The organism is Nitrospirota bacterium (assembly GCA_035516965.1).
Taxonomy (GTDB): domain Bacteria; phylum Nitrospirota; class UBA9217; order UBA9217; family UBA9217; genus MHEA01.
On the sequence record DATIZR010000061.1, the window covers coordinates 67,143 to 79,196 of the forward strand.

Consider the following 12,054-nt stretch of genomic DNA (forward strand, 5'->3'; position numbering starts at 1 on the left):
CGGCTTCCGCAGGATCGCGGCCAGGCAGCCTGGAGGATCACTTCTTCATACCCAGGATGTCATAGACGGCCTTCATGTCGATACTGGACCGTACGATCGACGCGAGCTTGTCGAACCCCTCCTGCTTCAGGCTCTCATAGGACGTCCCGGAAACGATGCCGACCCCCTTCCGCGTCCTGATGTGGTCAAGAAAACTGCTCCGGAATACATCGCTGTCGAATACCCCGTGCAGATAGGTTCCCCAGATGCGATGCGACGGCGACAGGGCTCCGTCGTCGCGCATCGTGCCGTTCTCCCGCACGCGAAACGCTGCACTTGCCCCATCGAGCCGCTCGGTCCTTCCCATGTGAATCTCATACCCGCTCAACGCGGCACCGTGCTCCCAGAATTCGCTTCGAAGCGACTCGGCCCGGACCTGCGTCGTCTGTTTCTGCGTTTCCATGATCGTCGTTACCGGGAGCAGGCCGATGCCCTCGGCTTCCGGAACCGTTCCGTCCACGCGGAAGGGGTCGCTAATGGCCTTCCCCAGCATCTGATAGCCACCGCAGATGCCGGCCACCATACCTCCGCGGGCAGCGAACTCCCTGATCCGTTGCTCCATGCCGGTCTCCCGCAGATAGAGCAGGTCGCCGATCGTGTTCTTGCTGCCGGGGATGATTACCACGTCCGGACAGCCCAGGTCGGCCGATGCCTGGACATATCTGACCCGGACGCCTGGTTCGGCCGCGAGAGCGTCAAAATCGGTGAAGTTCGAGATATGGGGCAGATGGATGACAACAATGTCAATTTCGGATTTTGCTCTCGACTCCGCACTCCCCGCTCCGGATCCCGAATTCGCTTCGAGCGGCACGCCGTCCTCCTCCTGGACGTACACGCCGCGGAAGAAGGGAACGACACCGAGCGTCGCGATGCCCGTTCTCTCAGCGAGGAAGTCCAGCCCCGGCGTCAGGAGGGAAATATCCCCCCGGAACTTGTTGATGATGAAGCCCTTGATCCGGTCCCGCTCATGCGGCTCCAGCAGTTCGATTGTCCCGACGATTGAAGCGAACGCGCCGCCCCGGTCGATGTCTGCCGCGAGGATCACGGGCGCGTCAGCCATTTCGGCTGTTCGCATGTTCACGAAGTCGCGGTCCTTCAGGTTCACCTCGGCAGGGCTGCCCGCTCCTTCGATCACGATCACATCGTGGTTTCGGGCGAGCCTGTGGTAGGATTGCTGGATCGAGGGCCAGATGTCCCGCTGGTAAGAGCCGTACTGCGCAGCGGTATAGTCGCCGATCACCCTCCCGTTCAGGATCACCTGGCAGCCGGTGTCGGAACTGGGCTTGAGCAGGAGGGGGTTCATGTCCGCGCACGGCTCCACTCCTGCAGCCTCGGCCTGGACAACCTGGGAGCGCGCCATCTCGAGCCCGTCACGGGTAACGAAGGAGTTCAGGGACATGTTCTGGCTTTTAAAGGGGGCGACGAGAAGCCCGTCCTGAAAAAAAATGCGGCAAAAGGCCGCGCAGAGGATGCTTTTCCCGACACCGGAGCCGGTGCCCTGGATCATGATTGATTTTGACATAAGGATACTTGAGGGAACCACGGGTCCGCTGCGAGGACACACAGAGAAGGCTGGGCTTTTGTCTGTGCTTCTTTCCCTGTGCGGCGAAGCCGCTTGCCTGCGCCCAACGATTACGAGTGCTTCGCGCGAGTGCAGGGTGTGGTTAAAGCAATCTTGGTTTCAGCCCGTCCGGGCAGGGTAACTCCTATGTCTGCTCCTCGGCGATCTCTTTATAGAGCTGCACCGGATCGAATGGCTGGAGTGTCGCGTTGAAGCTGGCGACCCCGACCGGCGGTTCGAGGATGCGTATCTCAAAATTCACCGAAGCCCTGGCAGGGATCGTCACCCCCTGCTCCTGAAGGCTCTTCTTGAGCTCCGGGATGTTCACTCCGCGTTTGGCAAGGATTTCGAGGTCCCGCTTCGTGTAGAGCTGTTTGCCGTTCAGTAATTTCCCTTTTGTGAGGACCGCGTTCTGGGCATTGTACACGTCGACGACGACATACCATGCCGGCCTCGGTTTGTCCGTTGTGTTCTCGATGACGCCGGTTATGACGAGGTCGCCCTTCGCGGGATCGATGGCGCCGGAGGCATTCTGGATCTGCAGTCCGTCCGGTGAGGTCATGCCTTTTGCGGCATCGGACGCACGCTGCGAAGCCTGCCCGAGATAAAATTTTACCCCGAACGCGATGCCTCCGACAACCAGGAGCGCGATAACGATGAAGGCCGTCATTTTCCCGAGGCCGGATCCCGCGGACTGCACGGGAGCCGCGTCAAGAACGACCGGAGCCGGCCGGGCCGCCTCTCGTGCCGGGGATGCCGCGGCTGGAGGCGCGGAGACCGGGGCGGCAGGCCGCACGGGCTCGGGTCTTTGGATGGGCGGCTCTTTTACCGGTGGCTTCTGCTGAACCGGAGCCGGTCCGGGCGCCGGCCGAGCGGCAGGCGGCTCCTGCGGCCGGGGTGAGGGTTGGTCCTTTGCCACTGAGGGTTTTGTTGCCTCGCGGACCGCCGGCTTGACGAAAACAGGGGGAGCCTCTTCCTCCTGCGGCAGGGCGGCAGTGTCATCCGCGGGAAGAGCGAGATCGAACGCGGGGGCGGACGCCGCCGTCTCCCGGGAAGCCGGCGGCATTGCTGCAGCGGCCTTCGGTGCTGCCTGCACAGGCAGTGCGAGCATGTCCGGAAGGGCGGCAGCCGCTTCGGACAACTGGTACTGTTCGAAGTCCTGGCGGGTTATCTTTACGATATCACCGCAGCGGGTGCAGCCGAACTTGATGCCGTTTCCCGTAATCTTATCATCGGCGACACGGAAGAGCTTGTTGCAGCCTGAGCAGCGGACTTCCATGCGATATGCCTCCTCACGATCAGGTCCCCGGTCCGGAAAACGAACTTCGGGAAGGGAATCCCACCGCGCAGTGGGGACTCGAATTGGCGTTCATTGTAGTATATTTTCGGGAAATTATCTACACCTCTCCATCATTTTTTTCTCCCCCTTCCGCGTCGGGGATGTCCTTTTTCTCACCGGCGATGCGGTATTCCCCCGCGGCCCATTTGCCGAGATCGATCAGCCTGCACCGCTCGGAGCAGAAAGGCCTGTACGGGTTGTCTTTCCAGCCTGCTTCCTTTTTACAGACCGGACAGCGGGTGGTCACCATTTTTTTCATCGCTGTCATTTGTTTCTCCGACCGGCTTCCGTCATTTCAACACATAGGCGATCGGCACTTCGACCCAGCCGCTCACGTACGGCATGGGTCCGGCGCGATAGACCGTCCGGACCGAGGCGGAATCCAGGACCTCGGAGCCCGAGCTCTTGACGATCTCGACACGGTCCACATCCCCCTGGGGCCTCACGCGAAACCGGAGACGAACGATGCCTTCGATACCGCGCTCGCGGGCCAGGCGCGGATAGTTTTTTGCCCGCTCGATGGAAGACACGATCACGGCCCACTGCTCCGAAGAAACGGACCCTGACGACGAGCCCGCCGCGGCTGAGGTCTGCCCGATTGATTCCCCGTTCACACCCGAGGCATGCTGCTGCGCATCTTGATCAACGGCTGTCCCCTCGCCATGCGGTTGCCTGTTCACTTGAGGCACGGGGACTGTATCGGAAGCCGGGACCGGGACCGGCGCTTCCTGCTGAACAGGAACCGGCTCATGCAAGACCTCCTTGTTCGGAACGATTTTTCTCGCGGCAGGGGGCGCGGCTGTCTTCGCTTCGTTCCCTGAAGCCGACGTTCCCTCCCTGCCGATCAGTGCGACCATGATCGGGTCATGACGGCCCTGCAGCAGGTCTCCGGCAAACCGGGCAAAGGTAATCCCGGTCCCGAACAGGAGCAGGTGCAGGGCAAGCGAGAGCAGTATGAACTTGCGGAACATCATAGGTCGCGACAAGAGAGGACGTTGAGACGAGTCAACGTCCTTTCTTTTAATTATACAACTATCAGAAAACCAAAGAAACGCCGCCGAACCATTCCCGGCCAGGCATGGGATACCCGGCATTCACCTGGTATTCGCGATTGAACATGTTCTTGACGCCGGCATAGATTTCGGCCTTCACCTTCTGCCCCAACTCGACAGGTTGCGACAACTTTGCATCGGCGACCGTATACTCCTGCGTAGGATTGGGGATGCCGGGATAGGTATAGTTTCTGACATACCTTCCGTCTATAAAGAGATTCGTTTTCCCGGGCAATGTCACATTCACATAACTCTTAGCCTGTGCTGCGGGAATTCCCGCGATATAGGAACTCGTCAGCTGATCCGTGACTGCTTTCGTATACGTGTAATTAAGAGCCCACGTGAAAGATTCGAAAGGAGCTATTTTTACCTCCGATTCCGAACCCTCGATCCGCGCCCTGCTGATATTGACAGGCGAGTAAATAAATGTTGAGGGATCTACCTGCCAGTTGATCAGGTTGTCAACCAGGCGTCTAAAATAGGTGAACTTGACTGAATACCTCTTGCCGAATGGCTGCTCGATGCCTGCTTCATACTCCTTCGAGGTCTCGGGCTGCAGAGCCGGGTTTCCCTGCTCGAAGCCGTCAAACTGCCAGAAGAGCTCGTTCAACGTAGGACCGCGGAACGCTTCGCCCGCCGATGCGCGGATGATGGTTCCGGTCGGGGAAATGATATACCGAGCGCTCACTTTCGGGCTCAAGTTGCTTCCATAAACCGAGTTTGTGTCCTCGCGTGCTCCGACAACAACGATGAGCGATTCACCAGCGGAGATCTCGTCCTGGATATAGGCCGCCATAATCGAGTCGGTATGGACTCCCGGGCTTGCATCAGGCTGTTCCGTGTTAATGCCGTCGAGATGATTCTGCCTCGCCTCGGCTCCCAGCGTCAAAAGGTTCCAGGAATTCGCCACCCAGTTCGTCTGCACCTCGGCCCCGGTCGATGTGCTCGTGTTCTCGGTGTGCTGCCGAAAGAACGGGTTCGGGTCAATGAACCTGATATCATCCTGGTTCTGATATACGTTCAGCCTGAGATCGAGCTCCCTCGTGAATTTTGTCTTATAGGTGAGTGACGAACCCTGGGTCCGGTCCCATTCACGAGCCAGCGGACTCAGAAAGATGCCGCCATCGGCTGTTGAGCCTGGCACACCGATCTCCTTGCCGAGCGAGTCGATGGACAGCTCGACATTCGTATCTGCGCTGTGATCGTAGCCCAGTTTTATAGCAGCCTTCCACTGGTCAAGATCGCTGTTTACCCGAAAGCCGTCGTATTTCTGCGTGCCGCCCGACAGCGAATAATAGAACTTGTCGATCTTGTTCGAATTTCCCACCGTAAGGTCCTGCCATCCGTGCGTTCCGGCCTCGGCTTTGACGGTCGTTGACGGACCTCTCGGTTTTTTTGTGATGATATTGACCACTCCGCCCAGAGCGTCCGCGCCGTACAACGAGGACGCAGCTCCTCGCACGATCTCGATACGTTCGATGTCCTCGAGCGGCACCGGGAGACTGGACATATCGAATCCCCCGGCGCTCGCTGAATTGAGCCGCCTGCCATCAAGCAGGACCACGACCTGCTCGGAATTGGCGCCTCTGATGTTGATTTCAGTGACCGAGCCTTTACCGCCTGTTTCCGTGAGCTTGATGCCGCTTGCGTGGTCGATGGCTTCAGCTGCCGTCTGTGCCCCTGACCGTTGGATCTCGTCGCTCGTGATGACCGTTACGGACTGTGTAACATCCTGAGGCTCCTTCTCGGTCTTCGTTGCCGTTACCACCACTTCCTTGAGCTGCACTGTATCGTCGGCCTTTGCCGGCACAACCGCAAATGCCGCCGCGCAGCACGAAACAATGACTGCTGTTACGATTCCCTTCATTATATATACTCCTTCCATCGAGGTTTTGGGAACGAGAGGTCTCCTGGCTCAGGACTTCCTACTCACCGGCCTTCCCATCCCGCACTGCGGGACAGTGGCGTGCTCGGCTTTCGTTTCCATCACAGTTGCGTGACAGCTGGGGATTCGCACCCCCTTCCGCTTCTCTATTCCCAGTTTTTTTGTTTCATTCTTCAGTTACGTCTCCACCGTGCGCTTCGACTCCCTCCTCTGTCACCGCCTTTCCGACAGCACAGCTTCGCTGTTAATAATTTTCCTCGTAGCTGATATACATGCCCGCCTTCTCGGATCGCCGTATCTCCATGCTTACGTCGAAGGCCTGCTTCAGCATGTCCCTCGTCAATATGGCATCGGGCCGGCCAGAGCCGATGAGGTTTCCGTCCTTGATCAGCAGGACCCGGTCGAACTGGAGCGCGATGTTGATGTCATGGAGCGACATGACTACCGAGATGTTCCGCGCTTTACGCAGTTTCCTGAGCAGCCTGATGAGGTCGATCTGGAACTTGATATCCAGGTTGGCGAGCGGCTCGTCCAGGAGCAGCAGCCCCGCGCCCTGCACCAGCGTCATGGCGATGAAGGCCCGCCGACGCTCACCGCCGCTCAGATCGCTGAGGTTCGCATCCGATTTTGTAGCCAGGCCTACCAGGTCCAGCGCCTCGTCAACGGACATGGCCGGCGGGATGTCATAGGGGTAGAGCCCCATGCTCACCAGCTCGCTGATCGTAAAGGGAACGGTTATATCCAGCGTCTGCGGCAGATAACTGATCAGCTTGGCGCGGTCCCGGTGCCTGAGCGCATGCAGGTCCCTTCCCCAGAGCCTGACACCGCCTGACGACGGCCGCAGGATCCCGGTTCCGAGCTTCAGGATCGTGGACTTGCCCGAACCGTTCGCACCCAGGAGACCGATGAACTCTCCCTGGCCCACGTTGAACGAGAGGTCGCGGATGAACGGCCGCTGACGTTCATAGGAGAAGCAGGCCGCATCGAGTTCCAGGATCCGCGGCTCTGATGGTTCAGATGGTGAGGACATTTTTTCTCCGGAGCAGGAACAGGAAGTACGGCGCGCCGATGATCGCCGTGATCACGCCCGCCGGCAGTTCCATGGGCGGCAGAAGGGAGCGGCTGATCAGATCGGCAATGCAGAGCAGCGATCCGCCGCCGAGCGCCGAGGCGACGATCAGCATCCTGCTGTCCGCGCCGAGAAAGAAACGCATGATATGCGGAATGAGCAGGCCGATGAACCCGATCATGCCGCCGAGCGAGACCGATGCCGCCGTCATCAGGCCGACGGAGACGAACAGGATGAACCGCTCGCGCTGGGGTGCGAAACCCAGGCTGTGGGCGAAGTCATCGCCCAGGATCAGGGCGTTCAGGGCCTTCGCGCGCGTTGCGGAGAGGATGATTCCGGCAGCGACAAAGGCAAGCCCGTAGGGGATGCGGGACCACTCGGACATGGAGAGGTCGCCGAAGATCCAAAGCGTGGCCCGGCGCATTCCCTCGTCGGTCGACACGCTCATCAGCAGCATGAGAAGCGAAGAGAACAGAAAGCTCAGTCCCACTCCGGCGAGCAGCAGCCGCTCCGGCCAGATCCCTCCCCGCTTCCACCCCATGACGCCCACGATGCCTCCGGTTATGACGGCGCCTATGAAGGCCATGACCGGCACGGTAAAGCTGCCGAGAAAACTCAGACCGCCGATGATGCCGAGCGCGGCGGTGAGGGAAGCGCCGCTTGAAATGCCGAGGATATAGGGGTCCGCGAGCGGGTTCCGGAGAATGCCCTGGAGCACCGCTCCCGAAGCCCCGAGCGCCATGCCCATGAGCACTGCCACGACGATCCGGGGCAGGCGGATGGAGAACAGGATCTCGCGGTCCGTGTCGCTCAGGCCGAAGGGAACGATGACGCGCGGCCCCGCGACCAGCGAGCACAGGACGATGAGCAGGACGACCAGGAAGAGTAAGATGATCTTTACCGGAGACATGCGGCAAGCTCCTCGATTCCCCCGATGACACGCGGCCCGAGCCGGTACAGCTTATCGCTCGTGTAAAACACGGCGCCGTTCCTGACCGCCGGCACGGACGACATTCTTTTCAGGAAACCCTCTGATACGCTTCGCATATCCATGCCCGTGGCCTTGCCCACAAAGATCGCGTCCGGTGCTCGGCTGATGACATCCTCGATGGAATACTTGGGATAGGACGTCTTCGCCGTCGCCGCCAGATTTTCGTGGCCGAGCAGCATTATGGCGTCATCGATGACCGTCCCGGGCCCCGCCACGATGAGCGGCTCCGGCCAGACGATGAAGAGGACCTTTCGCTTGACATGATGCTCACTGCGCAGGGCGGACGCCCTCCGGATCCCCTCTTCGATCTCCCGTGCAAGGCGCTCGCCCCGCTCCCGGATGTTCAAGGCGGCCGAAAGGTCGCGGATGCCCTGCGGCAGTTCGGAGAGCCGCCGCGCCTCGAAGACATAGGTCCTGATCTTGAGCGAAACGAGCCGCTCCTCGAATTCCTTCGGGTTCCCGTCCGTGGTCAGGACGACGATGTCCGGCTTGAGGGAGACGACGGCCTCCAGCGAAGGATTGGACATGCCTCCGATCTTGGGCTTCTTCTTCGCCTCCTCCGGGTAGTCGCAATAGGTCGTAACGCCGACGATGTTGTCCGCCAGCCCGAGGGCGTACATGATCTCGGTCATGCTCGGGGCGAGGGACACGATGCGCCGGGGCGACGATGCAAGATCGGCCGCCGATGCGAAACAGGCGATCATCACCAGAGAAAGAGAAAAGAATAGAGAAGTTCTCATCCGCGTTAATCCGGGTCCAATGCCGACCGCATCTTCATCATGTCCACCTCGTTCTCTTTCCGGAACGACACCATCAATATAAAATAAGAAACGCTGTTACGATGTCATTGCGAGCGACCGCCGGGAGCACGGCAATCCCGTCACAAATACGAGATCACTTCGCCGCAGAGCTTATGCCGAGCAAAGCCGAAGCACTCCCCGCAATGACACCACAGCGGGCTTGCTACATCTACGAAACCGTCTGCTCGGCGCTCTTTTCCGATACTCCGGCCGATGAGAACGTGGCCATTTCAGCAAGGACGCGAAGGCCTGCATCGACCAGCGTGATCCCCAAAGCCGCGCCCGTCCCTTCGCCGAGCCGCAGGTTCAGGTCCAAAAGCGGCCGCTGTTCCAGGCGCTCCAGCATCTTCCGGTGGCCGATCTCCACGGACTGGTGCGCTGCGATAAGGTAATCCTTTGCCGCGGGACACAGTTCTGCGGCAATGAGCGCGCCTGCCGTCGAGATGAACCCGTCCAAGACGACCGGGATCCGGTAGAGAGCGGCGCCGAGCACGATGCCCGCGATCCCGCCGATCTCGTACCCGCCCACTTTGGCCAAGACATCCAGCGCATCGCGCCGGTCCGGCCGGTTCACAGCGATCGCCTTCCTGATCGTTTCGACCTTGCTCCTGAGAGCCGCATCATCGATGCCGGTCCCCCGGCCGGTGACCAGTTCCGGATCGGTTCCCGTGATCACCGAAACGATCGCGGACGACGGCGTCGTGTTGCCGATGCCCATGTCGCCCGTGCCGATGATATCCAGGCCGTCGCGGTACTTCCCCACGAGCCCGACGCCTGCCATAATCGACGCTTCGGCCTGTTCCCTTGTCATGGCCGGTCCTGCAGCCATGTTCGCCGTACCGCGGCCGATCTTCCTGATCTCCAGGCCCTCGGCGGGCTCGAAATCGTGGTCCACACCCATGTCCACCACGATGACCCGCACGCCCGCCTGCCGTGCGAGCACGTTCACGCCGGCGCCGCCGCGCAGAAAGTTATAGACCATCTGGGGCGTCACTGCAGCCGGATAGGCGCTCACCCCTTCCTTCGTCACGCCGTGATCCCCTGCGCAGGTGAAGATGATCTTGTTCCTGAGGACCGGTTTGTCTTTGCCCGTGATAAGGCAATACCGTCTGGCAAGCTCTTCAAGCCGTCCCAGACTTCCCTGCGGCTTGGTCAGATCGTCGAGCTGCGCCTGAATCTGGCTTGTTCGTGAAACATCTACCGGTTTTATATTATTCAGAACTTCTTTCAGTGTGTTCATGTTTTCTCCTTAATGTAGTATTAGGTACGGCTTCACCTGCCGTATGCACAGTTGGCTTCCCGACTAACAGGAATCCCAGCATCTATGACAACTCCGAGAACAGTATCGTGACCATGATTTCTCCTTGTACGCGAAGATCGGAATAAGACGTCTCCTGGCTCAGGACAACCTACTCGCCGGCCTTCCCATCCCGGGCGGGACAGTGGCATGATTCGGCTTTCGTTTCCATCACAGTTGCGCGACAGCAGGGGAATCGCACCCCTTTCCGCTTTCTTATTCCTCGGTCCCACTGCTAAACAACAAAAAATCCCCAGTCTTCTACTCAAGACGGGGGATTAAAAGGATGTCTTAATCCACACATGATCTTAACGCCGAAGAATGTGCGAACAGTATCCAAGCAGGTCTTCTGGCTCTCCCCTCCTTTACCGGCCTTCCCGACCGGGTTACCGGTCAGTGGCGCATTGAGAAGTAAAGGACTTAACCCCTAAAGCGGGTCAGGATCACAGCGGCGGGTCCGCTCCCGATTTTCACGGGATTCCCTTGGCTTGAATGTCTCTCTCTATGTATAAGTGTTACATGTATACCACCGGTATCGGGCAAAGTCAATTTCATTTTCAGAGACTTATTTATATTGCTTCAGGAAACAAAGAAACAAGATCCTGATCGCAAGGCATCTTCAAACGATCCGGATGCCATCGATAAGCACGTACGTGTCGTGTTTGATATAGCGCGTTCCCGTCACCGTCAGGTTCGCGTTGTTCTGGAGGTGCATGAGCGTCTGCCGGTCGAACCCCGCGCCGTAGACCTTCGCTACAAGGGGAGCAAAGAAATCCTGCCTTTTTCTGAGTTTTGGGTCGCCCGAATACTTCATTTCGAGAAGCCGGAACCTGCCGCCAGGCTTCAACACGCGCGCAAATTCCGAGATCGCCCGGTCCTGCAGTTCATGGGGCAGGACGCAGCAGAGAAAGAACGCGACGACCCAGTCGTAGGTGTTCGAAGGGACCGTCGCCATCTGCGAAGCGTCTTCCAGAACGAACTTGACATTGCACGTTGCTTCGCTGCACCGCTTCGATGCTTTCTTCAGCATGGCGGAACTGAAATCCATTGCAGTCAGGTCCACGCCTGCTGGGTAGTATTTCAGGTTGCGCCCGGTGCCGACGCCCGCTTCCAGTGCCTCTCCGTGAACATCTTTCAACAGCTCGGGTCGCCACTTCCGGTATTGGCGCTCCCAGGGGTAATCCAGGATATCGTAGAACCACGCAGTAACGGCATATCGCTTCTGATTTAACAGGTTCAACTCCTGCGTGCGGTCCATCGCTATCCTTCTTTCACGAGAGCCGCCTTGAGCTGTTCGTAGGAGATCATTCCCCTTTTCACGATAAAACAGTCATTGACCTTTACCGAGGGACAGGGTGGCGCATCCTTTTCCGATGCATATTCAGGGGCCGTTTTCTTGATCACGATAATTTCCGCGCCGAATTCCTGCTCCGCCCGACGGGCGGACTCGATGTGAGACAGTCACCACTTACCCATGGGATCGTTCATGTACAGCGTGATGGTGCGTTTTTTTATCATCGTTTCCTGTCCGGGCAGAGAGGGAAGAGCGGCGGGCCCGTTCACTCGGGGCCCCGCCGCTTCCTGAGAATTTCGATGATCTCTTCCTTGGACGGGAAAACGCCCGAGACAGACTTTGAGAAGACTGTCTCTCCGTCCGCAATGACCGTGAATGCACCGCTCTCAGTCGAGTGGACCAAGACCGGCTTGACGCCGAACGCTTCCTGGATTGCCAGCGAGAAAGCGGCCGCAATGGGCCGGTAATTGCACGTCCCGCAGTATTCAATGGCTATCTGCATGAACGGGAATCGGCAGCCGCTACATCTTCTTCAGCTCGGACCTCTTGATCTTGACGTGTTCTCCGTCCGCCATGACCACCCGGACCGTTGTGGCCGAATGATATTCCTTTTCCATGCACTCGTATTCGGCGTTCTTCGTGAGGGATACTTCCTTGCCACTGATGGTTTGCACTTTCTTCGTGTCGCCAATGTACTGGACCTTCATTCTGTGCCATCCTTTCCGCG

13 protein-coding genes and 3 riboswitches are annotated in these 12,054 nt (G+C 59.0%); all 13 genes read right to left on the reverse strand.

Annotated elements, in window-relative coordinates; all coding sequences use genetic code 11:
* Positions 1 to 37: 37 nt before the first annotated feature.
* The 13 genes from VL197_09265 to VL197_09325 all read right to left on the reverse strand — a co-directional run bounded on the left by VL197_09265 (position 38) and on the right by VL197_09325 (position 12,034).
* A complete protein-coding gene (locus VL197_09265; GenBank protein HUJ18163.1) occupies positions 38 to 1,561 on the reverse strand; it encodes a cobyric acid synthase in 1,524 nt (507 codons plus the stop codon).
* A gap of 184 nt (positions 1,562 to 1,745) precedes the next feature.
* Positions 1,746 to 2,879, reverse strand: coding sequence for a zinc-ribbon domain-containing protein (locus VL197_09270; protein ID HUJ18164.1), 1,134 nt, complete (start codon positions 2,877 to 2,879; stop codon positions 1,746 to 1,748).
* 118 nt (positions 2,880 to 2,997) lie between these two features.
* Entirely contained in the window at positions 2,998 to 3,198 is a 201-nt protein-coding gene (locus VL197_09275; GenBank protein ID HUJ18165.1) for a DNA gyrase inhibitor YacG, read from the reverse strand.
* Between the two features lie 31 nt (positions 3,199 to 3,229).
* Positions 3,230 to 3,913 (reverse strand): energy transducer TonB, encoded by a 684-nt coding sequence (locus VL197_09280; protein ID HUJ18166.1) that lies wholly within the window; start codon positions 3,911 to 3,913, stop codon positions 3,230 to 3,232.
* A gap of 61 nt (positions 3,914 to 3,974) precedes the next feature.
* The gene (locus VL197_09285; GenBank protein HUJ18167.1) at positions 3,975 to 5,858 is read right to left on the reverse strand and encodes a TonB-dependent receptor; all 1,884 of its coding nucleotides are present in this window, start codon (positions 5,856 to 5,858) and stop codon (positions 3,975 to 3,977) included.
* Between the two features lie 15 nt (positions 5,859 to 5,873).
* Positions 5,874 to 6,062: riboswitch (cobalamin riboswitch) on the reverse strand.
* A gap of 58 nt (positions 6,063 to 6,120) precedes the next feature.
* Positions 6,121 to 6,906, reverse strand: coding sequence for an ABC transporter ATP-binding protein (locus VL197_09290; protein HUJ18168.1), 786 nt, complete (start codon positions 6,904 to 6,906; stop codon positions 6,121 to 6,123).
* Positions 6,890 to 7,855, reverse strand: a complete 966-nt coding sequence (locus VL197_09295) for an iron ABC transporter permease (protein HUJ18169.1) — start codon at positions 7,853 to 7,855, stop codon at positions 6,890 to 6,892. Before VL197_09295 ends, VL197_09290 begins: the two co-directional genes overlap by 17 nt.
* Positions 7,843 to 8,676 carry a cobalamin-binding protein gene (locus VL197_09300; protein HUJ18170.1) on the reverse strand — a complete coding sequence of 278 codons (834 nt, stop codon included), beginning with the start codon at positions 8,674 to 8,676 and terminating at the stop codon, positions 7,843 to 7,845. The genes VL197_09295 and VL197_09300 overlap by 13 nt, the downstream gene beginning before the upstream one ends.
* 229 nt (positions 8,677 to 8,905) lie before the next feature.
* On the reverse strand, positions 8,906 to 9,976 hold the full coding sequence (gene cobT / locus VL197_09305; GenBank protein HUJ18171.1) for a nicotinate-nucleotide--dimethylbenzimidazole phosphoribosyltransferase: 1,071 nt from the start codon (positions 9,974 to 9,976) through the stop codon (positions 8,906 to 8,908).
* Between the two features lie 126 nt (positions 9,977 to 10,102).
* A riboswitch (cobalamin riboswitch) is annotated at positions 10,103 to 10,282 on the reverse strand.
* Between the two features lie 72 nt (positions 10,283 to 10,354).
* Positions 10,355 to 10,540: riboswitch (cobalamin riboswitch) on the reverse strand.
* A gap of 112 nt (positions 10,541 to 10,652) precedes the next feature.
* Positions 10,653 to 11,291: a class I SAM-dependent methyltransferase gene (locus tag VL197_09310; protein HUJ18172.1), complete on the reverse strand. Its 639-nt coding sequence runs from the start codon at positions 11,289 to 11,291 to the stop codon at positions 10,653 to 10,655.
* A gap of 2 nt (positions 11,292 to 11,293) precedes the next feature.
* Positions 11,294 to 11,437, reverse strand: coding sequence for a hypothetical protein (locus VL197_09315; GenBank protein ID HUJ18173.1), 144 nt, complete (start codon positions 11,435 to 11,437; stop codon positions 11,294 to 11,296).
* A gap of 155 nt (positions 11,438 to 11,592) precedes the next feature.
* Complete coding sequence (locus VL197_09320) at positions 11,593 to 11,829, reverse strand: Rdx family protein (protein HUJ18174.1); 237 nt, start codon at positions 11,827 to 11,829, stop codon at positions 11,593 to 11,595.
* A gap of 19 nt (positions 11,830 to 11,848) precedes the next feature.
* Complete coding sequence (locus tag VL197_09325) at positions 11,849 to 12,034, reverse strand: hypothetical protein (GenBank protein ID HUJ18175.1); 186 nt, start codon at positions 12,032 to 12,034, stop codon at positions 11,849 to 11,851.
* Positions 12,035 to 12,054: the final 20 nt, after the last annotated feature.